Below are 24,996 nucleotides of genomic sequence, written 5' to 3' on the forward strand. Positions count from 1 at the left end.
CTGTGCGCGGGGGGCGCGCCGTATGCCCGGGGCTACCAGCGCGGCATCACCGGCTGCCGCCACCCGGGTTCGCCGGTCCGCATCGCCGCCGCGTCGTCGCGGTCGCGCAGCGAGCCGTCGTCCTCGGCCCACCTGCGGTGCAGCCGCTCCAGTTCGTCGCGGTCGAGGGCGACGCCGAGGCCCGGCGCGTCGGACACGGCGACCCGGCCGCGGTCGAAGACGACCCGCTCGGTGAGGACGTCCTCGGACTGCCAGGGGTAGTGGGAGTCGCAGGCGTGGTGCAGGTTCGGGACGGTGGCGGCGACCTGGGTCATCGCGGCGAGGCTGATCCCGAGGTGGGTGTTGGAGTGCATGGACACCCCGACCCCGAACGCGGCGCAGATCGCCGCGAGTTCGCGGGTCTTGCGCAGCCCGCCCCAGTAGTGGTGGTCGGAGAGGACCACCTGGACGGCGTCCTTCGTGAACGCCTCCTTGATCTCCCCGAAGGTGGTCACGCACATGTTGGTCGCGAGCGGCACGTCGGTCCCCGCCGAGACCTCGGCCATGGCCGGGGTGCCCAGCGTCGGGTCCTCCAGGTATTCGAGGACGTCGCCGAGTTCCTTCGCCACCTTCAGCGAGGTCTCGACGGACCAGGCGCCGTTGGGGTCGAGACGCAGCGGGTGCCCGGGGAAGGCCTCGGCGAGGGCGCGGACGGCCGCGATCTCCTCGTCGGGCGGGAAGACACCGCCCTTGAGCTTGAACGAGCTGAAGCCGTAGCGGTCCTTGAACGTCCGCGCCTGCGCCACGACCCCGGCCGGGTCGAGGGCGGCGCCCCAGTCGTCGGGCTCGGCGGTGACGCCCGCCGGGTGGCCGGCCCACTTGTAGAACAGGTAGGCGCTGTACTCGACGGAGTCGCGCAGCCTGCCGCCGAGCAGCGCGTGCACGGGCAGGCCGAGCGCCCTGCCCTGGGCGTCGAGGCAGGCGACCTCGAAGGCGGAGAGCACGGACAGCCGGAGTTTGTCGGCGCTCTGCACCCCGCGCAGCCCGCCCGCGTCGACCTGTCCCTGGACCCGGGACGCGTCCACGCCGAGATCGAGCGCGAACAGCCCGTTCACATCCATGACCGACCGCCCGGTGAGCCGCTCGGCCAACGGGCGGGCGATCTCCAGGTACTTGGTGTCGCCGTACGTCTCGCCGAGCCCGGTGATCCCGTCGGCGGTGACGATCTCCACGATCAGCCGGGGGGTGTACGGCTGGTGCACGCCCTGGGTGTTGAGCAGCGGCGCGTCGGCCACCAGGATCGGCGTCAGGCGTACCTCGGCGATGGTCAGATCACGGGTCGGTGCGGTCGTCGCGGTCGTCACAGGGCGGCTCCTACGAGGTCGAGTCCGGTGGTGAGCAGGGCCTTGAGGTCGGCGAGGTCGGCGGGCGCGGGGTCGGTGAGCGGGGCGCGCACGGGTCCGACGCGCTGTCCGCGCAGCCGGGCCGCCGCCTTCACCAGGGACACGGCGTACCCGGGCGTGCGGTCGCGCAGTTCGACGAAGGGGACGTAGAACTCCCGCAGCAGTTCGTCCATGGCCCCCCGGTCGCCGTCGCCGAGCGCCGCGAAGAAGGCGCCGGCGATCTCGGGGGCGAAGGCGTGCACGGCGGAGGAGTAGGCGGGGACGCCGACGGTGGCGTAGGCGCGGGCCTGGATCTCGGCGGTGGCGGCGCCGTTGAAGAAGAGGAAGCCGTCGGGGGCGGCGAGGGTGAGGCGCTGGAGCCGGTCGAGGTCGCTGTGGCCGTCCTTGAGGCCGATGACGTTGGGGATGTCCGCGATGCGCTTCAGCGTCTCAGCGCCGTAGGCGACTTGGCCGCGCTGGTAGGCGATCAGTGGCAGCCGGGTGCGGGCGGCGAGCTGCGCCAGCTGGGCGGCGAGGCCGGCCTGCGGGGCCTCGACGAGGTAGTGGGGCAGGGCGAGCAGGGCGTCGGCGCCGGCCTCCTCGGCGATCCGCGCGAACCGGGCGGCCTGCGCCCAGCCGTACCCGGTCCCGGCCACGACGGGCACCCGGCCCGCCGCCTCCTCGACGGCGATCGAGACGACCGTCCGGTACTCCTCCTCGTCCAGCGAGAAGAACTCCCCGGTGCCGCAGGCGGGGAAGACGGCGCCGGGGCCGGCGGCGAGCCGGCCGGCGACATGGGCACGGAAGCCGTCGGGGTCGAGGGAGCCGTCGTCGTGGAAGGCGGTGAGCGGGAAGGACAGCACACCCCGTGCCATGCCCTCCCGCAAGCGCCGCGCCACCTGCGGACTCGGGTCGCCGTCCACCACGATCATCTCCCTTTACAGAAGGCTTCCACATATGAGAACAGAGATTAGATATGCAGACAGTGCACGTCAACGGGGCGGCGACAGGTCACCCGTTACGGCGAATGTCGGGCAAATGGCGATTGCGTGAGCGCATACCGCACCGATGTCCAGAGCTGTGAAGCTGGTAGTGCAGGTGAAGCTGCTGCCGACGCCCGAGCAGGCGTCGACACTCGACGCAACCCTGCGCGCCTGCAACCGGGCCGCCACCTACGCCTCCACTCGGCGGGATCCGCGAGCGGGTACGGCTACGCTGCGACCGGCGGAGCATCCCCTCCTCCTGGCCCTTCCACCAGCTCGGACAACACCTCGCCTACAAGGCCAAGAAGGCCGGGGTGCCGTTCCTCGAGGTGGACCCGCGCCATACCTCGCAGCGCTGCCCGCGCTGCGGGCACACCGAGCGGGCCAACCGGCCCACCCGGGACCACTTCCACTGTCGTCGGTGCGGGCTCGCTGGCCTCGCCGACCACGTCGCCGGGGTCAACGTGCGCGACCGTGCACGCTCGGCCCGGGTGTTCGTCACCGCACCCGCGCCCTCCCTCTGACAGCCGTCAGTGGGAGGGTGGACGCGACCCGTGACCGTCCTGTCGTAGGGGGCAGTCGGGAGCGCGACGAGGTGTGAACGACCGAGTGCACAAGCTCGGCCGTTCGCGACCAAGAAGGTGACGGCCGGGTATCTCGCTCACGACATCGCGTCCCCGAACTCGTACGCCTCCACCTCGGCCAGGTAACGCGCCCGCCGCTCCTCGTCGTCCTCCAGGAAGGAGGCGAGGAAGGAGTTGCGGGCCAGCTCGCGCAGCCGGTCCTCGGTCAGGGCGAGGGTGCGGTGCACGGCCGCGAAGTTGTCGCCCGCGTAGCCGCCGAAGTACGCCGGGTCGTCGGAGTTGACCGTGCACATGAGGCCGGCGTCGAGCATGGCGGGCAGCGGGTGGTCGGCGAGCGTGTCGACCGTCCGCAGCCGGACGTTGGACAGCGGGCACAGGGTCAGCGGGATCCGCTCCCGGACCAGCCGCTCGACCAGCGCCGGGTCCTCCATGCAGCGCAGCCCGTGGTCGACGCGCTCGACGCCGAGCACGTCCAGGGCCTCGGTGATGTACGCCGGCGGGCCCTCCTCACCGGCGTGCGCCACGCGCCGCAGCCCGAGCGCGGCGGCGCCCTCGTACACCTCGCGGAACTTCACCGGCGGATGCCCGACCTCGGCGGAGTCGAGCCCGACGCCGGTGATCCGGTCGAGATACGGCTTCGCGGCGTCGAGCGTCCGAAGGGCCGACTCGGCGGACTCGTCGCGCAGGAAGCAGAGGATCAGCCGGGTGGAGATCCCGTGGTTCTCCTCGCTGCCGCCGAGCGCCCGCCACAGCCCCTCCACGACGGTGCCCATGGACACACCCCGGGCGAGGTGGGCCTGCGGGTCGAAGAAGATCTCCGCGTGCCGGACGCCCTGTGCGGCGGCGCGGGCGAGGTAGGCGTTCGCCAGGTCGGCGAAGTCCTGCTCGGTGCGCAGGACGGCCATCAGCTCGTAGTACAGGTTCAGGAAGGACTGGAGGTCCTCGAAGTCGTACGCCTTGCGCAGCTCGTCGGTGTCCGCGTACGGCAGGGCCACGCCGTTGCGGGCGGCCAGCTCGAACGCCAGCTCCGGCTCCAGGGTGCCTTCGATGTGGAGGTGCAGTTCTGCTTTCGGGAGGGGCATCGACGTATCGTACGAGGGCTCTGCCGTTGTTTCGCGTCAGCGCCGTTTCGGCACCGGCACGCGCAGCAGATCGTGCGCCACGGTCAGCTCGCCCTCGAAACCCGCGGCCCGCGCCTGCCGCTCGAACTCCTCCGGCTCGGCGTAGCGCTGGCTGAAGTGGGTCAGGACGAGGTGCCGCACGCCCGCGTCCCGGGCGACGGCGGCGGCCTGCCCGGCGGTCAGGTGGCCGTGTTCCACGGCGAGTTCGACGTCCTCGTCCAGGAAGGTCGACTCGATCACCAGCAGGTCGCAGCCCTCCGCGAGCGCGTGCACGCCGTCGCAGAGCCGGGTGTCCATGACGAACGCGAACCGCTGTCCGCGCCGCACCTCACTGACGTCCTCCAGCGCGACGTCCCCGATCCGCCCCTCGCGCTGCAGCCGGCCGACGTCCGGCCCCTCGATCCCGTGCGCGGCGAGCCGTTCGGGCAGCATGCGGCGGCCGTCGGGCTCGATGAGGCGGTAGCCGTAGGACTCGACCGGGTGGGACAGCTTGCGGGCCTCCAGGGTATACGACGAGGTCACCGCGAGGATGCCGTCGGCGGCGACGGGCGCCTCGGTGATGCCGACCGTCTCCCGGTAGGCCGTCGCGTACCGCAGGCGGTCGAAGAAGCGCTGCCCGGAGCGCGGGTAGTGCGCGGTGACCTCGTGCGGCACCTGGTCGAGGTTGATCCGCTGGATCACGCCGGCGAGGCCGAGGGAGTGGTCGCCGTGGAAGTGCGTGACGCAGACGCGGTTCAGGTCGTGGGCGGCGACCCCGGCGCGCACCATCTGGCGCTGCGTGCCCTCGCCGGGGTCGAACAGGATGCCCGCGCCGTCCCAGCGCAGCAGGTAGCCGTTGTGGTTGCGGTGCCGGGTCGGGACCTGGCTGGCGGTGCCGAGGACCACCAGTTCACGTACGGACACGGTGGGTTACCCGGGGGGCCACTGCATGCCGCGGCCGCCGAGGAGGTGGGCGTGGGCGTGGAAGACGGTCTGTCCGGCGCCGGAACCGGTGTTGAAGACGGTGCGGTAGCTCTCCAGCTTCTCCTCCGCGGCGACCTCGCCGATCGCGCGCAGGACGTCGGCGGCGCTCTGCGGGTCGCCCGCGCCCAGCGAGGCCGCGTCGGGGTAGTGGACCTTGGGGATCACCAGGATGTGGGTCGGCGCCTGGGGGTTTATGTCCCGGAAGGCGACGGTGGTGTCTGTCTCGCGGACGATCGTCGCCGGGACGTGTCCCGCGACGATCTTGCAGAACAGGCAGTCGTCCTGCGGTTCGCCTGCCATACGCGTGCGCTCGCTTTCGCCAGTGATCGATACGGGGGGCAATCGTAGTCGTTCGGGTGCGGATGGTCTGTGGTTGTTCGCGCAGTTCCCCGCGCCCCTAAGTCGGCAACCCCGGGGGCGTCTTCGCAGGTGCCGCTTCCAGGGCCTCAAGCGCCAGCCTCACCGCCGCGTCCAGCTGGGCGTCCGTGCCCGATGCCCAGTCCTGGGGGCGCTGGACGACCTCCACGTCCGGGTCCACGCCGTGGTTCTCCACGTCCCAGCCCTGGCCCTCCAGCCAGATCGCGTACTTCGGCTGGGTGACCAGGGTGCCGTCGAGCAGGTGGTAGCGGCTGTCGATGCCGATGACTCCGCCCCAGGTGCGGGTGCCGACGACCGGGCCGATGCCGAGGGCCTTGATCGCCCCGTTGACGATGTCGCCGTCGGAGCCGGAGAACTCGTTGGCGACGGCGACGACCGGGCCGCGCGGGGCGTCGACGGGGTAGCTGGTGGGGCGCATGCCGCGCGGGACGTCCCAGCCGATGACGCGGCGGGCCAGCTTCTCGACGACGAGCTGGGAGGTGTGGCCGCCGCGGTTCTCGCGGACGTCGACCACCAGGCCCTCGCGGGCGACCTCGACGCGCAGGTCGCGGTGGATCTGGGCCCAGCCGGGGGCCTGCATGTCGGGGACGTGGAGGTAGCCGAGGCGGCCGGCGGAGGCCGCGTGGACATGGGCGCGGCGGTCGGCCACCCAGGCGTGGTAGCGCAGGGGTTCCTCGTCGGCGAGGGGGACGACGACCGTGTGGCGCACTTCGCCGCCGCCCGCGGGGGCGACGGTCAGTTCGACCGGGTGGCCCGCCGTGCCGACGAGGAGCGGGCCCGGGCCCGTCACCGGGTCGACCGGGTGGCCGGCGACCGCGATGATCGCGTCGCCGGGGCGGACCGCGACGCCGGGGGCGGCGAGCGGGGAGCGGGCGTCCGGGTCGGAGGTCTCCGAGGGCAGGATCCGGTCGATGCGCCAACTGCCGTCCTCGTGGCGGGAGATGTCGGCGCCGAGCAGTCCGTGCCGGGCGCCGCCGTGGCCGCCGGCGGGGATGACGTAGGCGTGTGAGGTGCCGAGTTCGCCCTGCACCTCCCACAGCAGGTCGGTGAGGTCGCTGTGGGTGGCGAGGCGGGCCAGCAGGGGGCGGTAGCGGGCGAGGACGGCCGTCCAGTCGGTGCCGCCCAGGTCGGGGCGCCAGAAGTGGTCGCGCATGAGGCGGCCCGTCTCGTCGTACATCTGGCGCCACTCGGCGGCCGGGTCGAGGGTCTGCCGGACGCGGGCGAGGTCGACGGTGACGCTGGTGTCGCCGTCGTCGTCGGTGCCGGTGCGGCGGTCGCCCGGCACGACGCGCAGCCGCTCGTCGCTCCACAGCAGGACGCGCTTGCCGTCGCCGCTGACCTCGAAGTGGTCGGCGTCGGAGGCCAGTTGCTCCAGGCGCCGCTGGGCGAAGTCGTAGCGCTCCAGCTCGGTGTGCGGGTCGGGGTCCTCGGGGTGGGCGCGGGCGGTGCCGAGGACGCCGTGCACGGGGTGGCGCAGCCACAGGACGCCGTCCTTGGCCGCGCGGAGGGTGGAGTAGCGGCCCGCCTCCACCGGGAAGGGCACGATGCGGTCGGCGAGGCCCTCCAGGTCGACGCGGGTGGCGGGGGTGCCCTCGCTGTCCGGGGTCTCGTCCTTGTCCGGGGTCTCGAAGGGGCGGCCGTGCCGCTGCGGGCCGAAGGGCGAGGGCGTGGTGGCCGCCAGGGTGATCAGGTGCGGGCGGGCGCCGACCACGAAGGCGAGGTCGAAGACGTGCTCGTCGTAGACCGGGTCGAAGGCGCGGTTGGACAGGAACGCCAGGTGTTTGCCGTCGAGGGTGAAGGCGGGCGCGTAGTCCATGAAGCGCAGCGGGGTCGCCTCGGTGACCGACAGGTCGGTGGTGTGGGCGAGGCGCAGCTGGGAGAGCGGTCGGGGGCCGGGGTGGGCCCAGGCGAGCCAGGCGGAGTCGGGTGAGAAGGCGAGGCCGGAGACCTCGCCGTCGTCGCTGCGGTCGACCTCGCGGACCTCGCCGGTCTCGCGCTCGACGAGCAGCAGCCGGCCGTCGTGCGCGGCGACGGCGGCGCGGCTGCCGTCGGGGGCCATGGCCAGCTCCAGGACCCGGCCGAGCTGTCCGGCGGCGAGGCGGCGCGGGGGCGCGCCGGGCACGTTGCCGGTGGCGGGGGCGAACTCCAGGGCGTCGTCGCCCTCGGCGTCCGTCACCCAGACCGCCCACTCCTCGCCGTCGGCGCGGAAGGTGCGGGGCAGCCGGGCGCGCACGCCGGGGGTGGCGGCGAGGGCGCGGGCCGGGCCGGAGCGGTGGGTGACCCAGTGGATCCCGCCGCGTACGCAGACGGCGCTGCCGCGCGCGGTGTGGTCGGGCGACGCCGCCCCGAACCAGCGGGCGGCGTTCACCGGGCGGGGGCGCAGGTCGATGCGGGGCCCGCCGAGGCGCACGTCCAGCCGGCGCGGCTCGGCGCCCTCCAGGTCGTCCAGGAGCCAGAGTTCACCGCCCGAGACGTAGACGACGCGGGTGCCGTCGCCGGCGGCGTGGCGGGCGTAGAAGCCGTCGATCGGGGTGTGGCGGCGCAGGTCGGAGCCGTCGGCGAGGGAGGAGTACAGGGCGCCGGTGCCCTCGTGGTCGGAGAGGAAGGCGAGGCGGTCGCCGGCCCAGACCGGGCACTCCAGGTTCCCGTCGAGCTCGGCGTGCAGCCGGACGAACTCCCCGCTTCCCTCCCGGTCGATCCACAACTTGCCCGCCGTGCCGCCGCGGTAGCGCTTCCAGTACGCCGCCTCGCGGCCCATCTGCGCGGACAGCAGCACGGTGGCCGGGCCGGGCGCCACGTCGCCGACCGGGCCGTACGGCAGGGTCTCGGCGGGGCCGCCGTCCAGCGGGACGGCGTGCGCCCAGCTCTGGCGGAAGCTGGGGCGGCCCTGCGCGCCGAGGGCGAGGACCCGCCCGTCGGCGGTCCAGCCGCGCACGTCGGTACGGCGGTTGCCCCAGTACGTCAGCCGCTCGGCGGGGCCGCCGTCGACGGGGGCGACATGCACCTCGGGCGCGCCGTCCCGGGTGGAGGTCCAGGCGATACGGCGCCCGTCCGGGGATATCCGGGGGTGGGTCACGGGCCGGTTGTCGGCGCTGACCCGCCAGGCGCGGCCGCCGTCGAGGGGGGCGAGCCATACGTCGTCCTCGGCGACGAAGGTCACCAAGTCGCCGTGTACGTGGGGGAATCGGAGATAGCCGTAGGACGCCGGGGTTGCGGCCGTTCCCGTCGTTCCCGTCGAAGCACCCTGAGTCACCCCGTCACTGTACGCAGCGACCGGCGTGCCCCGCCCGTGTTTCGATCACTTGCCCTGGACGGGCCAGCAGGTCGGATCGCCCTTGCACCAGAGGGTCCGGGTGACGGTGACCGTCACGGTGGGCTGCCCGCCGCCTGGGTGGTACGTGGGCGGCTCGTACGTCGGCCCGGGCGTGGCCGCGCAGTCACCGAGCCCGCTCACGTGGAACACCTGCCGGCCCCCGACCCTGGCGGTCAGGGACCCGCGCACACACGCCCCGTCGACGGCCTTGGTGACCCTCCCGGTGACGGTGATCCTCTTCCGGCTCCGGGTCTCGCCCTGGCACTCGACGGAGACGACGGTGGTCTCGGTCGGCGCGGGAGTGCCCGCCTTCCCGTCGTTCCCGTAGTTGCCGGTGCAGCTGAGCCAACTGACGTCCACGTGCTGCTGTTTCAGCCTGGCCGTGGCGGTCGTGCCGGTGGTGTAGGCGGCGGAGGAGGAGTCGAGATCGGCCGGCTGGCAGCCCGCCAGCGCCCCGCCGGCCACGGCGACGGCCCCCACCGCACCCGCGACCCGCACTCCGCGTGTCCCGTACCCAATCCACCTGAAAGCCCCCATGTAGGGCAGAGTGCCACCGTCCCGTCCCCGGGGGAAGGCGGCATACGGCCACTCACCCGTTCGGAGTGCCGGTCGCGCCCGGAGGGGGCGCGGTGGTCAGCCCCGCAGCAGCAGCCACTCCTGGAGCTCCACCAGGTTGCCCTCCGGGTCCTTGAGGTGGGCCACGCGCATGCGGTCGGTCATGGGGGCCGGGCCGTGGATCACCGTCCCGCCGCGGGCGGTGATCCGCGCGCAGCAGGCGTCGAGGTCGTCCACGCGCAGTACCACCAGGGAGCGGTGGCCGTTGACGCTGTCGCCCAGCTCGTCCAGGATCTCGGTCATCATCGCCCGGTCCTGGAGGGCGATCCCGGCGGAACCGGTGTGCGGGCTGAACTTCTCGTACGGGCCCTCGGTCGCGCCGGACTGCGGCTTCAGGCCGAGGACGTCGGCGTAGAAGTGGTAGCAGGCGGCGAAGTCGGTGACCAGGAGCCGGACTTGGGCGAGTTCCACGGTGTCCCCCAGGTGTGTCAGGACCAGCGGCCGGTGCGGCCCAGCAGCAGGGCCGCGGCGGCGGTGCCGGCGGTGGATGTGCGCAGCACGGTGGGCCCGAGGACGTACGGCCGCGCAGCGGCCTGCGCGAAGAGCGCCAACTCCTCGGGGGAGACGCCTCCTTCGGGTCCGACGACCAGCACGATGTCGCCCTCGGCGGGGAGTTCGGCGGTGGCGAGACGTTCCTCGCCGCTCTCGTGGAGGACGGCGGCGAAGTCGGCGGTGGCCAGCAGTGCGCACACCTGCTTGGTGGTCGCGGCGTCCGCGACCTCCGGGAAGCGGACCCGGCGCGACTGCTTGCCGGCCTCGCGCGCGGTCGCCCGCCACTTGCCGAGCGCCTTCAGGCCGCGCTCGCCCTTCCACTGGGTGATGCAGCGCGACGCCTGCCAGGGCACGATCGCGTCGACGCCGACCTCGGTCATCGTCTCCACGGCGACCTCGCCCCGGTCGCCCTTGGGGAGGGCCTGGACGACGGTGATGCGCGGGGCGGCCGGCGGCTCCTCGTGGACCGCCGCCACGTCCACCACGAGCCGGTCCTTGCCCTCGGCCGCCTTGACGACGCCCTCGGCCCAGCGGCCGCGCCCGTCGGTGAGGACCACGTCCTCGCCGGGCCGCAGCCGCTTCACGGACACGGCGTGCCGTCCCTCGGGTCCGTCGAGCACGAACTCCGGTCCGGTGAGGTCGAGTCGGTCCACGACGAAGACGGGCGCGGTCATCGCGCGTCACCTCCGGCCGACAACGCCGTCCGGGCAGCGGCGAGTTCGGCCGCCAGCACCTCCACCAGCTCTCCGGCGGGCAGTTCCCGGGCCAGCCGGTGGCCCTGGCCCGCGAACAGCGACATGCCCTGGGCGTCCCCGGCCCGGGCGGCGGCCTTGCGCAGCGGCGAGGTCAGGTGGTTGACCTCGGGGTAGGCGGCGGGGGCGTAGGGGCCGTGCTCGCGCACGAAGCGGTTGACCAGTACGCGCGCCGGGCGGCCCGAGAACGCGCGGGTCAGCTCGGTGCGCGCGTACAGGGGGTCGGTCAGCGCCCGCTTGTGCAGGGCGTGGGCGCCGGACTCTGGGGTGGCGAGGAACGCGGTGCCGAGCTGGGCCGCGCTCGCGCCGGCCGCGAGGACGGCGGCGATCTGACCGCCGCGCATGATGCCGCCTGCGGCGACGACCGGCAGGCTCACGGCCTCCCGGATCTGCGCGACCAGCGACAGCAGACCGATGCCGGAGCCGTCGTTCTCGGGCAGGTCCCGGTGCGTGCCCTGGTGGCCGCCGGCCTCCACGCCCTGCGCGATCACCGCGTCCGCCCCGGCCCGCTCGACCGCGCGTGCCTCCTCGGCGGTGGTGGCGGTGACCAGGGTGACGGTGCCGGCCCGGCGCAGCCGGTCGAGCACGTCCCGGCCCGGCACGCCGAAGTGGAACGAGACCACCGGCACCGGGTTGTCGAGGAGTACGGCGAGCTTGGCGTCGTAGCCGTCGTCCCGGCCGCTGTCGGGGTCGCCCAACTCGGTCTCGTACCAGGCGGCCTCGCCGGCCAGCTGATGCGCGTAGACCTCCACGGCGCCCGATTCGGACAGCTCGGGCTGCGGCAGGAACACGTTCACGCCGAAGGGGCGGCTCGTGAGCCCTCGCAGCTGTTTGATCTCCTGGTACATCCCGTCGGCGGTCTTGTAACCGGCGGCGAGGAACCCGAGGCCACCGGCCTCGGAGACGGCGGCGACGAGCTGCGGGACGGAGACGCCGCCCGCCATGGGGGCCTGCACGATCGGGTGGGGGAGGAGATCGGTCAGCGCGGAGGACATGACCGCATGTTGTCACGTCCTCCGAACAAGTCCGAAACCGGGCTTCCCACGGCATAGGACAGGGGCATACGGGTGGTCCGAGCAGCCCGTACGCCCCTGGTCCCCCCGGGCTCAGCGACCGTTGAACGCGTCCTTCAGCCGCGAGAACAGCCCCTGCTGACCCGGCTGACTGTGCCTGCCCGGGGGCCACCCCCCGCCCCCCCGGCCGCCCGGCAGCTCGCGTCAGCGACCGTTGAACGCGTCCTTCAGCCGCGAGAACAGCCCCTGCTGACCCGGCTGGAACTGCCCCTGCGGACGCTCCTCGCCGCGCAGCTTGGCCAGCTCGCGCAGCAGTCGCTCCTGCTCGGGGTCCAGCTTGGTCGGGGTCGTGACCTCGACATGCACGATCAGGTCACCCCGGCCGCCGCCGCGCAGATGCGTGACGCCGCGGCCATGCAGCGGGATCGACTGGCCGGACTGGGTGCCCGGCCGGATGTCGACCTCCTCCATGCCGTCCAGGGTCTCCAGCGGCACCTTGGTGCCGAGCGAGGCCGCGGTCATCGGGATCGTGACCGTGCAGTGCAGGTCGTCGCCGCGCCGCTGGAAGGTCGAGTGGGGCAGCTCGTGGATCTCGACGTACAGGTCGCCGGCCGGACCGCCGCCGGGGCCGACCTCGCCCTCGCCGGCGAGCTGGATCCGGGTGCCGTTGTCGACACCCGCCGGGATCTTGACGGTCAGCGTGCGCCGGGAGCGGACCCGGCCGTCGCCCGCGCACTCCGGGCACGGGGTCGGCACGACGGTGCCGAAGCCCTGGCACTGGGGGCAGGGGCGCGAGGTCATGACCTGGCCCAGGAAGGACCGGGTGACCTGCGAGACCTCGCCGCGGCCGCGGCACATGTCACACGTCTGGGCGGTCGTACCGGGCGCCGCGCCCTCGCCGTTGCAGGTGTTGCAGACGACCGCCGTGTCGACCTGGATGTCCTTGGTGGTCCCGAAGGCCGCCTCGTTCAGCTCGACCTCGATGCGGATCATCGCGTCCTGGCCGCGCCGGGTGCGCGAGCGCGGCCCGCGCTGCGACGCCGTACCGAAGAACGCGTCCATGATGTCGGAGAAGTTGCCGAAGCCACCGGCGCCGAAGCCGCCCGCGCCCGCGCCGCCGCTCTGCGAGAGCGGGTCGCCGCCGAGGTCGTAGACCTGCTTCTTCTGCGGGTCCGACAGCACCTCGTAAGCGGCGTTGATCTCCTTGAACCGCTCCTGGGTCTTCGGATCCGGGTTGACGTCCGGGTGCAGCTCGCGCGCGAGCCGACGGAACGCCTTCTTGATCTCATCCTGCGACGCGTCGCGGCGCACGCCGAGAACGGCGTAGTAGTCCGTGGCCACTTACGACTCCGCCAGGATCTGTCCGACGTACCGTGCCACTGCGCGTACCGCTCCCATCGTTCCCGGGTAGTCCATGCGGGTCGGTCCGACCACGCCGAGCTTGGCAACCGCCTCGCCGCCCGAACCGTAGCCCACCGACACGACGGACGTGGAGTTGAGTCCCTCGTGTGCGTTCTCGTGACCGATACGCACGGTCACGCCCGGATCCTTCGCCTCGCCAAGGAGTTTGAGGAGCACGACCTGCTCCTCAAGGGCCTCCAGGACGGGCCGGATCGTGAGGGGAAAGTCATGTCCGAAGCGGGTGAGATTGGCGGTGCCGCCGATCATCAGCCGCTCCTCGTTCTCCTCCACGAGTGTCTCCAGAAGAGTGGAGAGCACCGTGGAGACCGTACCGCGGTCCTCCGGATCGAAGGCGTCCGGAAGATCCTCGACCAGCGTCGGCACGTCCGTGAACCGGCGCCCCGCGACCCGGCTGTTGAGCCGCGCCCGCAGATCCGCCAGCGAGGCCTCGCCGAACGGCGCCGGACAGTCGACCATCCGCTGCTCGACCCGGCCGGTGTCCGTGATCAGCACGAGCATCACGCGCGCGGGCGCGAGCGAGAGCAGCTCGACGTGGCGGACGGTGGACCGGGTCAAAGACGGGTACTGCACGACGGCGACCTGCCGCGTGAGCTGCGCGAGCAGCCGTACGGTACGGGCCACGACGTCGTCGAGATCGACGGCGCCCCCCAGGAAGTTCTGGATGGCCCGCCGTTCCGGAGCCGTCATCGGCTTGACACCGGCGAGCTTGTCGACGAACAGCCGATAGCCCTTGTCGGTCGGAATCCGCCCGGCGCTGGTGTGCGGCTGCGCGATGAAGCCCTCGTCCTCCAGGGCCGCCATGTCGTTGCGGACGGTCGCCGGGGAGACCCCGAGGTTGTGCCGCTCGGTCAGCGCCTTGGAGCCGACCGGCTCCTCCGTCCCGACGTAGTCCTGGACGATCGCGCGCAGCACCTGGAGCCTGCGTTCACTCAGCATGCGCGCGCACCTCCAGCACGTCGTCCCCTCGCCCCGTTCGTCCGTCGGGGTCGGCCTCCTGGCACTCTTCCCATACGAGTGCCAGCCCTTTCCCGGCCCCAGTGTACGACTGTCCGGTACACCCGGGGCAAGGTCGGTGCGCTCGCCACGCGTCGTACGGCTAGCGTCGCGGTATGACCGTGACTTGGGAAGAGCTGGGGTGGGAACGGCTGGCCGCCGGGGTCGGGCGGTGCCGGCTGCCGGGCTGGGACTGCACGGTGGGGCTGGTCCTCGGCGAGGGTACGGCGCTCTTGGTGGACGCCGGGTCGAGTCTGGCCGAAGGCGCGCGGCTGCGGGGGCAGGCCGAGGAACTGGCCGGCCGCCGTGTGACCCATCTCGCGCTCACCCACCCCCATTTCGACCATGTCTTCGGGGTCCCGGCGTTCGCCGGGGCGCGGGTGTACGCGGCGGTGGGTGCGGACGCGGTGTTCGCCCACGAGCGGGAGGAACTGCGCCTGGACGCGATCAGGAACGGCCTGCCGGTCGCCGACGCCGACGAGGCGACGGACGCGCTGGTCCCGCCCGCCCACCAGGTCTCGGGCGAGTGGACCCTGGACCTGGGCGCCGGCCGCCAGGTCCTGCTGGCCAACGTGGGCCCCGGCCACACCGCGAACGACCTGGCGGTCCTGGTCCCCGGCGACCGTGAGGTGGTCTTCTGCGGCGACCTGGTCGAGGAGTCCGGCGAGCCTCAGGCGGGCCCGGACGCGGTCCCGACCCGCTGGCCCGCCGCGCTCGACCGGCTGCTGGCGCTGGGCGGTGCGGACGCTCTGTACGTGCCGGGTCACGGAGCGGTGGTGGACGCGGCGTTCGTACGACGGCAGCGCGATCGGCTGGCGGCCCGCTTCGGCGTGTCGTAGGCGCTGGTCCGCGACTTCTCCTATCGTCACTCGAATGCGCCAGTACTCCGCCGATCTGACCCCGCCGTGGAAGAAGTCCCCGCCCGTGCCGGAAGTGGCGGCGGAGCCGGGTCTGGTGGTGGAGGAGCCCGGCACCGGGTTCTGCGGGGCGGTGATCCGCTGCGAGGCGGGCACGGTGACCCTGGAGGACCGCTTCGGCAAGCACCGTGTCTTCCCGCTGGAGCCGCGCGGTTTCCTGCTGGAGGGCAGGGTGGTCACGCTCGTACGGCCGTCGTCGTCGCGCGGTCCGGTACGGCCCACCCGTACGGCCTCCGGCTCGGTCGCCGTGCCCGGCGCACGCGCGCGCGTGGCCCGCGCCGGCCGCGTCTACGTCGAGGGCCGGCACGACGCCGAACTGGTCGAGAAGGTCTGGGGCGACGACCTGCGCGTCGAGGGCGTGGTGGTGGAGTACCTGGAGGGCGTGGACGATCTGCCGTCGGTCGTCGCGGAGTTCGCTCCCGGGCCCGACGCCCGCCTGGGCGTCCTGGTGGACCACCTGGTCCCCGGCACGAAGGAATGGCGCATCGCCGAGTCCGTGACGAGCGAGCACGCGCTGGTCGTCGGCCACCCGTACATCGACATCTGGGAGGCCGTGAAGCCGGCCGCCCTGGGCATCGCCGAGTGGCCCCGGGTCCCCCGCGGCCAGGACTGGAAGACGGGCGTGTGCCGCGCCCTGGGCTGGCCGTCGGACAACACCGGCGCGGTGTGGCAGGCGATCCTGAAGCGGGTGGGCTCCTACAAGGACCTGGAGCCGGAGCTGCTGGGGCGGGTGGAGGAGCTGATCGACTTCGTCACGGCGCCCGCGTAGCCGAACGCGGGCGCCTCGTGCCTCGGTGCGGTCTCAGTCGACCAGGTCCCGCACCACCGCGTCCGCCAGCAACCGCCCCCGCAGCGTCAGCACGGCGCGCCCCTCGTCGTACGGCCCCGACTCCAGGAGGCTCTCCCCCAGCGCGCGCCGGGAAGCCGCCAGTCCCTCCCGCTTCAGCAGGGACAGCGGCACGCCCTCCCGCAGGCGCAGCTCCAGCAGGACGCGCTCGACCCGCCGGTCCTCGTCGGAGAGCAGCTCGCGCCCGGCGCCCGGTGAGCGGCCGGAGGCCAGGGCCGCCGCGTAGGCGCCCGGGTGCTTGACGTTCCACCAGCGCACGCCGCCCACGTGCGAGTGCGCCCCCGGGCCCGCGCCCCACCAGTCGGCGCCGCGCCAGTACAGCTCGTTGTGCAGGCAGCGCCCGGCTTCCGAGGTGGCCCAGTTGGAGACCTCGTACCAGTCGAAGCCCGCCGCGGACAGCAGTTCCTCGGCGATCAGATAGCGGTCGGCGTGGACGTCGTCGTCGGTCATCGGGATCTCGCCCCGGCGGATCCGGCGGGCGAGCTGGGTGCCCTCCTCGACGATCAGGGCGTACGCGCTGATGTGGTCCGGGCCCGCGCCCAGCGCCGCCCGGAGCGACGCCCGCCAGTCGTCGTCGCTCTCGCCCGGCGTGCCGTAGATCAGGTCGAGGTTGACGTGCTCGAAGCCCGCCGCCCTCGCCTCCGCCACGCAGGCCTCGGGGCGGCCGGGGGTGTGGGTCCGGTCCAGGATCTTCAGCACGTGCTGCCTCGCGCTCTGCATGCCGAAGGAGATGCGGTTGAAGCCGCCCTCGCGGAGGGTCGCGAGATAGGCCGGGTCGACCGACTCCGGGTTCGCCTCCGTCGTCACCTCCGCGTCCGGCGCCAGGCCGAACTCGTCGCGGATGGCGCCCAGCATCCGGACGAGATCGTCGGCGGCCAGCAGCGTCGGCGTACCGCCCCCGACGAAGACCGTGCGGACCTCCCGGGGGTCGTCGCCGAGCACCTTGCGGGCGAGGCGGATCTCGTCCGTCAGCGTCTGCGCGTAGTTGTCACGGGACGCCAGCACGCCGCCCGTGCCGCGCAGCTCGGTCGCGGTGTAGGTGTTGAAGTCGCAGTAGCCGCAGCGGGTGGCGCAGTACGGCACGTGCAGGTAGAAGCCCAGCGGGCGGTCGGCGGCCCCGGCGAGCGCGGACGCGGGCAGCGCGCCGTCGGCGGGGACGGGCTCGCCGTCGGGGAGTGCGGAAGGCATGTCCCCATTGTCCAGCACCCCGGGCGTCACTCCGCCTGGAGGACGAGCAGCGCCAGATCGTCCTCGGGCTGGCCGCCGCCGAAGTCGTGCACCAGGCGGCGGATCGTCTCCGCGATCAGCTCGGCGTCCAGGCCCGCGCAGCCGGACAGGGCGCGGGCGAGTCCGTCGCCGTCGTCGAACTGGCGGGAGCCGGAGCGCCGCTCGGTCACCCCGTCGGTGACGCACAGCAGGCTGTCGCCGGGCCGCAGGTCGAGGGTCTCGCTGGTGTAGGTCTCGTCCTCGATCACGCCGAGCAGGGTCTGCGGGCGGGCCGCCGTACGCACCGTGCCGTCGGGGCACAGGACGAGCGGCAGCGGGTGGCCGGCGGAGGCGAGCGTGCAGCGGACCCCGTCCGCGTGCGGCGTCAGCTCGCCGTAGAGGAGGGAGAGGAAGCGGGTCTGCGGGCCGTCCCCGGGGGCCACGGGGCGGCCGCCCACCGCGACCAGGGCGCGGGCGGCGGCGTCGGCGGCCTCGGTGGCGTCGTCCAGGAGGAGCTGGTTGAGGCGGTCGAGGACGTCGGCGACCCGGTAGCCCTCGCGGGCGAGCAGGCGCAGCCAGGGCCGGGCGAGGCCGATCACGACGGCCGCCTCGGGGCCCTTGCCCTGGACGTCGCCGATGGCGAAGCACCAGCGGCCGTCGCCCGCCGGGAACAGGTCGTAGAAGTCGCCGCTGGGGCCGCCCTTGTCGCACGGCTCGTACACGAGCGCGCTGCTCATCCCGGGGATCTGGGCGACCGCGCCGGGCAGCAGCCCGCGCTGGAGCACGGCGCTGATGGTGGCCTGGCGGGCGTACTGGCGGGCCGCGCCGATGGCGAGCGCCACCCGGCGGCCCAGGTCCTCCACGAGGCCGGTGACCTCGTCGGGGAAGGCGGCGGGGCCGGACCGGCCGATGACCAGCGTGCCGAGCGGCCGGCCGCCCGCGATCAGCCGGTACGCCAGCGCCGTGCCCTCGGCGCCGCGCGGGCCGAGCGCGTCGCCGGGCCAGGGGTACGGCTCGGGGCCCGAGCGCAGCCCCTCGCGCGGGGCGGGCGGCTCCTTCTCCAGGGTGCGGTGCAGCTCCTCGACATGGCCCTCGCAGGTGTGCCAGACCCGGGCGGGTCCGCCGCCGATGCCGCCGCGCGCGCTCGCCTCGTCCTCCAGCCACACCGCGCACCAGTCGGCGAGCCGGGGCACGATGAGCTGGCCGGTGAGCGCGGTGACCAGGGACTCGTCCAGCTGTCCCGCGAGCAGGTCGGAGGCCTCGGCGAGGAAGGACAGCGCGCCCCGGCCGAGCCACTCGCCCTCCCTGTCGGCCCGCAGCGGCTGCGGGGCCAGCTCCTCGGCGACCGCCAGGGCGGCGCCCGGGGCCGGTCCGTCCGGCTCGCCGACGCCGCCCGGGGGCAGCCGCGCCCAGACGGTCTTGGCGCCGACGCGGTAGGTGACGCCCCAGGACTCGGCGAGCGTGGCGACCAGCCGCAGCCCGCGCCCGTACTCGTGGGCGTCGTACGGCGCCTCGCCGCCGAGGGGGTCCCGCGGGGCGCGCGAGGGGTGCCGGTCGCACACCTCCACGGTGAGCGCGCCGCTCTCCTCCAGCCGCCACTCGACCTCGACGTCCGTACCGGCGTGCACGACGGCGTTGGTCACCAGCTCGCTGACGACGGCCATGGCGTCGTCGGCGAGCCGCGGCGCCACGCCCGGCTCGTCGGCGAGCGCGGCCCGCACCAGCGCCCGCGCCGCCCCGGGCGCCAGCGCACTCCCGGGCAGCGCCGCCCGCCCCCGTGCCTCCCTGGCCCGTGGCCCGCTCTCCCGTTGCGTGGGTATGGCCGCCATGTCCATGCGGCCAGGGTGACAGACAGGGGGCGATCAGAAGCGCTCAGTTATCGAAGTGGCCAGAAGAGGGCCACTTTTGAACAAGGTGGAGCGCAAACTCCCGGGGGCGCGGGGAACCACGCGCTACTTCTCCCTCGTCCCGGCGTACATCTCGTCGATGAGGGCCTTGTACTCCCTCTCCACCACCGGCCGCTTCAGCTTCAGGCTCGGCGTGATCTCGCCGTGCTCCACGTCGAGATCCCTCGGCAGCAGCCGGAACTTCTTGATCGTCTGCCACTTCTGGAGCCCCGCGTTGAGCTCCCGCACGTACCCGTCGACCATCTCGACCGTCTGCGGCGCGGCGACGATGTCGGCGTACGACCGTCCCTCCAGCCCGTTCTCCTTCGCCCAGTCCAGGATCGCGATCTCGTCGAGGGCGATGAGGGCGGTGCAGTAGTTCCGGTCGGCGCCGTGCACCAGGATGTTGGAGACGTACGGGCACACGCCCTTGAACTGGCCCTCGACCTCGGCCGGGGCGACGTACTTGCCGCCGGAGGTCTTGATGAGGTCCTTCTTGCGGTCGGTGATGCGCAGATAGCCGTCGGGGGACAGCTCGCCGATGTCGCCGGTGTGGAACCAGCCGTCGGACTCCAGCACCTCGGAGGTCTTGTCGGGCAGGTTGTGGTAGCCCTGCATGATGCCGGGGCCGCGCAGCAGGATCTCGCCGTCCTCGGCGATGCGGACCTCCGTGCCGGGCAGCGGCTTGCCGACCGTGCCGGTGCGGTAGGCCTCGCCGGGGTTGACGAAGGAGGCCGCGGAGGACTCGGTGAGGCCGTAGCCCTCCAGGATGTGGATGCCGGCGCCGGCGAAGAAGTAGCCGATCTCGGGCGCGAGCGCGGAGGCGCCGGAGACACAGGCGCGCAGCCGGCCGCCGAAGGCCTCGCGGAGCTTGGCGTAGACGAGGGTGTCGGCGACCTTGTGCTTGGCGGCGAGGGCGAAGGGCGCCGAGTGGGTGCCGGTGCGGCGGAAGTTGTCCTGGGTGACCTTGGCGTACTCGCGGGAGACCTCGGCGGCCCACTGGAAGATCTTGTACTTGGCCGGGCCGCCCCCGCGGGCCTTGGCGGCGACGCCGTTGTAGACCTTCTCGAAGATGCGCGGCACGGCCGCCATGTACGTCGGCTGCACCACCGGAAGGTTCTCGATGATCTTGTCGACCCGGCCGTCCACGGCGGTGACGTGCCCGACCTCGATCTGTCCGGAGGTGAGCACCTTGCCGAAGACGTGCGCGAGCGGCAGCCACAGGTACTGCACGTCGTCGATGGTGACCAGGCCGGTCGCGGCGATGGCCTTCGCCATGTACGACCAGTTGTCGTGCGGCAGGCGCACGCCCTTGGGGCGGCCGGTGGTGCCGGAGGTGTAGATGAGGGTGGCGAGCTGGTCCCCGGTGATCGCGCCGACCCGCTCCTTGATCAGCTCGGGGTGCTTCTCCAGATGGGCGGCGCCGCGCAGCTCCAGCTCGGCGAGGGTGATCACCCAGTCGTCCGTCTCGACGCCGGCCGGGTCGATGACGACGACCTTGGTCAGCTCGGGCAGCTCGGCGCGCTTCTCGACGGCCTTGGCGACCTGCGCCGCGTCCTCGGCGATGAGCACCCGGCTCTCGGAGTCGGAGAGGATGAAGGCCGACTCGTCGGCGTTGGTCTGCGGGTAGACCGTGGTCGTCGCACCGCCCGCGCACAGGATGCCTAGGTCGGAGAGGATCCACTCGACGCGGGTGGAGGCCGCGAGGGCCACCCGCTGCTCGGGCTGAAGACCCAGTTCGATGAGTCCGGCCGCGATCGCGTACACCCGCTCGGCCGCCTGCGCCCAGCTCAGCGACTTCCAGTCGTCGGGGCCCTGGCCCGACGACGGCGGCACCGGGTAGCGGTAGGCCTCGGCGTCCGGTGTGGCCTCGACGCGCTCCAGGAAGAGGGACGCCACGGACGGCGGACGGTTCTCGATCAGGGTCTGTGTGTCGCTCACGACATCCTCCGGGGCCCGCGACGGTGCGGCTGGCTCAGTGCGGCTGGGGTGACTCACGGTGGGGTTCGCGCGTGTTGTTTAACTCGCGAGTAACTATCGAGCAGGGATCAGAGTAAGCCGCGACCGGCCGCTGCGTAAGGGGCATCGTGCTGTCTGTTTCCCCGCACGTTCCACGCAGAGCGACGTTACGCGTGCGTAGGGGCCCGCCGCACTTTCGTACGACGAGCCCCTTCATGCCCGGTTTGCGGACGTAACCCGTTGTTACCCGTGGTTACTTCTTGCCCTTGGCCGACCCCGCGCTGTCATCACTGGACAGGACGGCGATGAACGCCTCCTGCGGAACCTCCACGGAACCCACCATCTTCATCCGCTTCTTGCCTTCCTTCTGCTTCTCCAGCAGCTTCCGCTTACGGGAGATGTCACCGCCGTAGCACTTGGCGAGGACGTCCTTGCGGATGGCACGGATGGTCTCGCGGGCGATCACCCGGGAGCCGATGGCGGCCTGGATGGGCACCTCGAAGGCCTGCCGGGGGATCAGCTCGCGCAGCTTGGCCACGAGCCGCACGCCGTACGCGTACGCCGCGTCCTTGTGGGTGATCGCCGAGAAGGCGTCCACCTTGTCGCCGTGCAGCAGGATGTCGACCTTGACCAGGCTGGACGTCTGCTCGCCGGTGGGCTCGTAGTCGAGGGAGGCGTAGCCGCGGGTCTTGGACTTCAGCTGGTCGAAGAAGTCGAAGACGATCTCCGCGAGCGGCAGCGTGTAGCGGATCTCGACCCGGTCCTCGGAGAGGTAGTCCATGCCGAGCAGGGTGCCGCGCCGGGTCTGGCACAGCTCCATGATCGAGCCGATGAACTCGGTGGGCGCCAGGATGGTGGCGCGCACGACCGGCTCGTACACCTCGTTGATCTTGCCTTCGGGGAACTCGCTCGGGTTGGTGACGACGTGCTCGCCGCCGTCCTCCATGACCACGCGGTAGACCACGTTGGGGGCGGTGGCGATCAGGTCGAGGCCGAACTCGCGCTCCAGCCGCTCGCGGATCACGTCCAGGTGCAGCAGGCCGAGGAAGCCGACGCGGAAGCCGAAGCCGAGGGCCGCGGAGGTCTCCGGTTCGTAGACCAGCGCGGCGTCGTTGAGCTGGAGCTTGTCCAGCGCCTCGCGCAGCTCGGGGTAGTCGGAACCGTCCAGCGGATACAGGCCCGAGAAGACCATCGGCTTCGGGTCCTTGTAGCCGCCGAGGGCTTCCGTCGCGCCCTTCTGCTGGCTGGTGACGGTGTCACCGACCTTGGACTGGCGGACGTCCTTCACACCGGTGATGAGGTAGCCCACCTCGCCGACGCCGAGGCCGTCGGCCGGCAGCATCTCGGGCGAGCTGACGCCGATCTCCAGCAGCTCGTGGGTGGCGCCGGTGGACATCATCTTGATCCGCTCACGCTTGTTGAGCTGACCGTCGATGACACGCACGTACGTCACGACGCCGCGGTAGGAGTCGTAGACCGAGTCGAAGATCATCGCGCGGGCGGGGGCGTCGGCGACGCCGACCGGGGCCGGGATCTCCTTGACGACCTTGTCCAGCAGCGCCTCCACGCCGAGGCCGGTCTTGGCGGAGACCTTCAGCACGTCGGACGGGTCGCAGCCGACCAGGTTCGCCAGTTCCTCGGCGAACTTCTCCGGCTGGGCGGCCGGCAGGTCGATCTTGTTCAGCACGGGGATGATCGTGAGGTCGTTCTCCATCGCCAGATAGAGGTTGGCGAGGGTCTGCGCCTCGATGCCCTGGGCGGCGTCGACGAGGAGGATGGTCCCCTCGCAGGCGGCCAGCGACCGCGAGACCTCGTAGGTGAAGTCGACGTGCCCCGGGGTGTCGATCATGTTGAGGATGTGGGTCGTGCCCTGATCGGGGCCCTCGGTGGGGGCCCAGGGCAGACGCACCGCCTGGGACTTGATCGTGATGCCGCGCTCGCGCTCGATGTCCATCCGGTCGAGGTACTGAGCACGCATCTGCCGCTGCTCGACCACACCGGTCAGCTGGAGCATCCGGTCGGCGAGCGTGGACTTGCCGTGGTCGATGTGCGCGATGATGCAGAAATTGCGGATCAGCGCCGGGGCGGTACGGCTCGGCTCGGGCACATGCTTAGGGGTCGCGGGCACGCAGGGTCCTGTCTCTTGAGGCGCCTTATGCCTCGGGTCGGATCGATACGTAGTCTCCATGGTCCCACGGGGAGCGACCGGGGACCGTTTTGGGCTGCCGGCAGGGCCGCTGGTACTGTAGATGGCTGTGCCTCATGCCCTCTCAGCGCGAGGCACGTCCGAGAAATTTTGGATCACCGGTACGGGACCCGAGCGGCCCCGCACCAGAACCTGAAAAGGCTCCTTCGTGGCGAACATCAAGTCCCAGATCAAGCGGATCAAGACCAACGAGAAGGCGCGGCTGCGCAACAAGGCCGTCAAGTCCTCCCTGAAGACCGCGATCCGCAAGGCCCGTGAGGCCGCTGCCGCGGGTGACGTCGAGAAGGCCACCGAGCTCCAGCGCGCCGCTGCGCGTGCGCTCGACAAGGCCGTCTCGAAGGGCGTCATCCACAAGAACCAGGCTGCCAACAAGAAGTCGGCGCTCGCTTCCAAGGTCACGACCCTCAAGGGCTGAACTCTCCCTTTGATCTGACCGCCGGACGGACCCAGAGCGGGCCCTCTCTCATCCGCTCCCTTTCGGCATCCACGGATTCGCACGCGGCCTGCGTTCGCCACGCGGGTGCGAATCCAACAGCTCGAATCGCAGACCCCGGTATCTCTCCCTTCCCCAGGGCGGACACCGGGGTTTTCGGTGTCCCGGTGCGCCTATCCGCGCCCGCGCGACCGAGCGGCCCGGGCGATGGTCACGACCGCCTTCTCCAGCGCGTACTCAGGATCATCGCCTCCGCCCTTCACTCCGGCGTCGGCCTCGGCGACGGCGCGGAGCGCCACCGCGACACCGTCCGGCGTCCACCCCCGCATCTGCTGCCGCACCCGGTCGATCTTCCACGGCGGCATGCCCAGCTCACGGGCCAGATCGGCCGGCCGCCCGCCCCGCGCGGACGACAGCTTTCCGATGGCCCGCACGCCCTGGGCCAGAGCGCTGGTGATCATCACCGGCGCCACCCCCGTGGCCAGCGACCAGCGCAGCGCCTCCAGCGCCTCCGCCGTACGCCCCTCCACGGCCCGGTCGGCGACCGTGAAGCTGGAGGCCTCGGCCCGGCCGGTGTAGTACCGCCCGACGACCGCCTCGTCGATCGTCCCCTCCACGTCGGCGACCAGTTGCGACACCGCCGAGGCCAGCTCGCGCAGATCGCTGCCGATGGCGTCGCACAGCGTCTGGCACGCCTCGGGCGTCGCCGAGCGCCCCGCCGCGCGGAACTCCTGCCGCACGAACGCCAGCCGGTCCGCCGGCTTGGTCATCTTCGGGCAGGCGACCTCCCGCGCCCCCGCCTTGCGCGCGGCGTCCAGCAGGCCCTTGCCCTTGGCCCCGCCCGCGTGCAGCAGCACGAGGGTGATCTCCTCGGCGGGCGAACCGAGATACGCCTTGACGTCCTTGACCGTGTCGGCCGAAAGGTCCTGTGCGTTACGTACGACCACGACTTTGCGCTCGGCGAAGAGCGAGGGACTGGTGAGCTCGGCGAGCGTGCCGGGCTGCAACTGGTCCGGGGTGAGGTCGCGTACGTCCGTGTCGGCGTCGGCGGCCCTGGCGGCGGCCACCACCTCCTGCACGGCACGGTCGAGCAGGAGGTCCTCCTGGCCCACGGCGAGTGTCACCGGGGCGAGAGGGTCGTCATTCGCAGTCTTCCTGGCCATCGCCTACAGCATCCCACGCGGCACTGACATCGAGTCCGCCCGCGCACCCTGAGCGGTCCCTGAACAGACCCGGAGCCCGCCTCGGGGGTCCGGTCCGGCTCGGGGGTGGGCGGGCTCGCGAGGTCAGGGCTCCTCGCGCCAGCCGTCCCACTCCCCGGCGAACGCGTCCAGTTCCGCGGGGTCCAGCCGCTCGCCCTCGTCGCGCAGGACCAGCAGCCACTGCGCGTCCTCGGCGTCGTCCTCGCCGGCCAGGGCGTCCCGGACCAGTTGGGGCTCCTCGGCCAGGCCGAACCGCTCCCCGAGCGCCTCGGCCGCCTCCTCGGCGGCCTCCCGGTCGGGCAGCACCAGCACGTGTCTCACATCGCTCACGCACCCATTCTCCGGCACCC

Annotated in this window: 22 protein-coding genes; 4 read left to right on the plus strand and 18 right to left on the minus strand. The window is 72.5% G+C overall.

Going from position 1 to position 24,996, the window contains the following annotated elements; genetic code table 11:
• Window positions 1-32: 32 nt before the first annotated feature.
• Both ACZ4MF_RS35175 and ACZ4MF_RS35180 read right to left on the minus strand, forming a co-directional pair.
• Window positions 33-1,343 (minus strand): glucarate dehydratase family protein, encoded by a 1,311-nt coding sequence (locus tag ACZ4MF_RS35175; protein WP_467496565.1) that lies wholly within the window; start codon window positions 1,341-1,343, stop codon window positions 33-35.
• Window positions 1,340-2,293: a 5-dehydro-4-deoxyglucarate dehydratase gene (locus tag ACZ4MF_RS35180; protein WP_467496567.1), complete on the minus strand. Its 954-nt coding sequence runs from the start codon at window positions 2,291-2,293 to the stop codon at window positions 1,340-1,342. Before ACZ4MF_RS35180 ends, ACZ4MF_RS35175 begins: the two co-directional genes overlap by 4 nt.
• Before the next feature lie 299 nt (window positions 2,294-2,592).
• Between ACZ4MF_RS35180 and ACZ4MF_RS35185 the strand changes: the two genes are divergently transcribed.
• Window positions 2,593-2,868: a zinc ribbon domain-containing protein gene (locus ACZ4MF_RS35185; protein ID WP_467496638.1), complete on the plus strand. Its 276-nt coding sequence runs from the start codon at window positions 2,593-2,595 to the stop codon at window positions 2,866-2,868.
• 137 nt (window positions 2,869-3,005) lie between these two features.
• Here ACZ4MF_RS35185 and ACZ4MF_RS35190 read toward each other — a convergent pair whose 3' ends face one another.
• The 10 genes from ACZ4MF_RS35190 to hrcA form a co-directional block, all read right to left on the minus strand.
• Complete coding sequence (locus tag ACZ4MF_RS35190; protein ID WP_467496569.1) at window positions 3,006-4,010, minus strand: adenosine deaminase; 1,005 nt, start codon at window positions 4,008-4,010, stop codon at window positions 3,006-3,008.
• A gap of 36 nt (window positions 4,011-4,046) precedes the next feature.
• Window positions 4,047-4,952, minus strand: a complete 906-nt coding sequence (locus ACZ4MF_RS35195; RefSeq protein ID WP_467496571.1) for a ribonuclease Z — start codon at window positions 4,950-4,952, stop codon at window positions 4,047-4,049.
• 6 nt (window positions 4,953-4,958) lie between these two features.
• Entirely contained in the window at window positions 4,959-5,312 is a 354-nt protein-coding gene (locus ACZ4MF_RS35200) for a histidine triad nucleotide-binding protein (RefSeq protein WP_356030857.1), read from the minus strand.
• Between the two features lie 97 nt (window positions 5,313-5,409).
• Window positions 5,410-8,643 carry a S41 family peptidase gene (locus ACZ4MF_RS35205; protein ID WP_467496573.1) on the minus strand — a complete coding sequence of 1,078 codons (3,234 nt, stop codon included), beginning with the start codon at window positions 8,641-8,643 and terminating at the stop codon, window positions 5,410-5,412.
• Between the two features lie 45 nt (window positions 8,644-8,688).
• Window positions 8,689-9,240: a hypothetical protein gene (locus tag ACZ4MF_RS35210; protein ID WP_467496575.1), complete on the minus strand. Its 552-nt coding sequence runs from the start codon at window positions 9,238-9,240 to the stop codon at window positions 8,689-8,691.
• A gap of 96 nt (window positions 9,241-9,336) precedes the next feature.
• Complete coding sequence (locus ACZ4MF_RS35215; protein ID WP_467496577.1) at window positions 9,337-9,729, minus strand: VOC family protein; 393 nt, start codon at window positions 9,727-9,729, stop codon at window positions 9,337-9,339.
• 17 nt (window positions 9,730-9,746) lie between these two features.
• The gene (locus ACZ4MF_RS35220; protein ID WP_467496579.1) at window positions 9,747-10,484 is read right to left on the minus strand and encodes a 16S rRNA (uracil(1498)-N(3))-methyltransferase; all 738 of its coding nucleotides are present in this window, start codon (window positions 10,482-10,484) and stop codon (window positions 9,747-9,749) included.
• Window positions 10,481-11,557 (minus strand): nitronate monooxygenase, encoded by a 1,077-nt coding sequence (locus tag ACZ4MF_RS35225; protein ID WP_467496581.1) that lies wholly within the window; start codon window positions 11,555-11,557, stop codon window positions 10,481-10,483. The genes ACZ4MF_RS35220 and ACZ4MF_RS35225 overlap by 4 nt, the downstream gene beginning before the upstream one ends.
• A gap of 222 nt (window positions 11,558-11,779) precedes the next feature.
• Complete coding sequence (gene dnaJ / locus ACZ4MF_RS35230; RefSeq protein WP_467496583.1) at window positions 11,780-12,916, minus strand: molecular chaperone DnaJ; 1,137 nt, start codon at window positions 12,914-12,916, stop codon at window positions 11,780-11,782.
• Entirely contained in the window at window positions 12,917-13,933 is a 1,017-nt protein-coding gene (gene hrcA / locus ACZ4MF_RS35235; RefSeq protein ID WP_467496585.1) for a heat-inducible transcriptional repressor HrcA, read from the minus strand.
• A gap of 173 nt (window positions 13,934-14,106) precedes the next feature.
• Between hrcA and ACZ4MF_RS35240 the strand changes: the two genes are divergently transcribed.
• Window positions 14,107-14,829: an MBL fold metallo-hydrolase gene (locus tag ACZ4MF_RS35240; protein WP_467496587.1), complete on the plus strand. Its 723-nt coding sequence runs from the start codon at window positions 14,107-14,109 to the stop codon at window positions 14,827-14,829.
• 34 nt (window positions 14,830-14,863) lie between these two features.
• Window positions 14,864-15,676: a DUF3097 domain-containing protein gene (locus ACZ4MF_RS35245; RefSeq protein WP_467496589.1), complete on the plus strand. Its 813-nt coding sequence runs from the start codon at window positions 14,864-14,866 to the stop codon at window positions 15,674-15,676.
• A gap of 33 nt (window positions 15,677-15,709) precedes the next feature.
• Here the strand turns inward: ACZ4MF_RS35245 and hemW are convergent, their stop codons facing one another.
• The 4 genes from hemW to lepA form a co-directional block, all read right to left on the minus strand.
• Window positions 15,710-16,942 (minus strand): radical SAM family heme chaperone HemW, encoded by a 1,233-nt coding sequence (gene hemW / locus ACZ4MF_RS35250; RefSeq protein ID WP_467496591.1) that lies wholly within the window; start codon window positions 16,940-16,942, stop codon window positions 15,710-15,712.
• A gap of 26 nt (window positions 16,943-16,968) precedes the next feature.
• Window positions 16,969-18,789: a SpoIIE family protein phosphatase gene (locus ACZ4MF_RS35255; RefSeq protein ID WP_467496640.1), complete on the minus strand. Its 1,821-nt coding sequence runs from the start codon at window positions 18,787-18,789 to the stop codon at window positions 16,969-16,971.
• 123 nt (window positions 18,790-18,912) lie between these two features.
• Entirely contained in the window at window positions 18,913-20,787 is a 1,875-nt protein-coding gene (locus ACZ4MF_RS35260) for an AMP-dependent synthetase/ligase (RefSeq protein WP_467496593.1), read from the minus strand.
• A 271-nt stretch (window positions 20,788-21,058) separates the two neighbouring features.
• On the minus strand, window positions 21,059-22,933 hold the full coding sequence (lepA, locus tag ACZ4MF_RS35265; protein WP_467496595.1) for a translation elongation factor 4: 1,875 nt from the start codon (window positions 22,931-22,933) through the stop codon (window positions 21,059-21,061).
• 226 nt (window positions 22,934-23,159) lie between these two features.
• On the opposite strand from lepA, the gene rpsT reads away from it, so the two are divergent.
• A complete protein-coding gene (rpsT, locus tag ACZ4MF_RS35270; protein ID WP_031158784.1) occupies window positions 23,160-23,426 on the plus strand; it encodes a 30S ribosomal protein S20 in 267 nt (88 codons plus the stop codon).
• A gap of 191 nt (window positions 23,427-23,617) precedes the next feature.
• Here the strand turns inward: rpsT and holA are convergent, their stop codons facing one another.
• Window positions 23,618-24,607, minus strand: a complete 990-nt coding sequence (holA, locus tag ACZ4MF_RS35275) for a DNA polymerase III subunit delta (protein WP_356037536.1) — start codon at window positions 24,605-24,607, stop codon at window positions 23,618-23,620.
• A gap of 123 nt (window positions 24,608-24,730) precedes the next feature.
• On the minus strand, window positions 24,731-24,976 hold the full coding sequence (locus tag ACZ4MF_RS35280) for a hypothetical protein (protein ID WP_356037538.1): 246 nt from the start codon (window positions 24,974-24,976) through the stop codon (window positions 24,731-24,733).
• Window positions 24,977-24,996 lie beyond the last annotated feature (20 nt).

The sequence above is a fragment of the Streptomyces sp. NPDC025793 genome (genome assembly GCF_055558375.1).

Bases quoted from the DNA above. Each gene is read 5' to 3' on its own strand.
- ACZ4MF_RS35180 (WP_467496567.1), bottom strand. From the start codon at position 2,293: ATGATCGTGGTGGACGGCGACCCGAGTCCGCAGGTGGCGCGGCGCTTG.
- ACZ4MF_RS35190 (WP_467496569.1), bottom strand. From the start codon at position 4,010: ATGCCCCTCCCGAAAGCAGAACTGCACCTCCACATCGAAGGCACCCTG.
- ACZ4MF_RS35200 (WP_356030857.1), bottom strand. From the start codon at position 5,312: ATGGCAGGCGAACCGCAGGACGACTGCCTGTTCTGCAAGATCGTCGCG.
- ACZ4MF_RS35210 (WP_467496575.1), bottom strand. From the start codon at position 9,240: ATGGGGGCTTTCAGGTGGATTGGGTACGGGACACGCGGAGTGCGGGTC.
- ACZ4MF_RS35220 (WP_467496579.1), bottom strand. From the start codon at position 10,484: ATGACCGCGCCCGTCTTCGTCGTGGACCGACTCGACCTCACCGGACCG.
- ACZ4MF_RS35225 (WP_467496581.1), bottom strand. From the start codon at position 11,557: ATGTCCTCCGCGCTGACCGATCTCCTCCCCCACCCGATCGTGCAGGCC.
- hrcA (WP_467496585.1), bottom strand. From the start codon at position 13,933: ATGCTGAGTGAACGCAGGCTCCAGGTGCTGCGCGCGATCGTCCAGGAC.
- ACZ4MF_RS35240 (WP_467496587.1), top strand. From the start codon at position 14,107: ATGACCGTGACTTGGGAAGAGCTGGGGTGGGAACGGCTGGCCGCCGGG.
- ACZ4MF_RS35245 (WP_467496589.1), top strand. From the start codon at position 14,864: ATGCGCCAGTACTCCGCCGATCTGACCCCGCCGTGGAAGAAGTCCCCG.
- hemW (WP_467496591.1), bottom strand. From the start codon at position 16,942: ATGCCTTCCGCACTCCCCGACGGCGAGCCCGTCCCCGCCGACGGCGCG.
- ACZ4MF_RS35255 (WP_467496640.1), bottom strand. From the start codon at position 18,789: ATGGCGGCCATACCCACGCAACGGGAGAGCGGGCCACGGGCCAGGGAG.
- holA (WP_356037536.1), bottom strand. From the start codon at position 24,607: ATGGCCAGGAAGACTGCGAATGACGACCCTCTCGCCCCGGTGACACTC.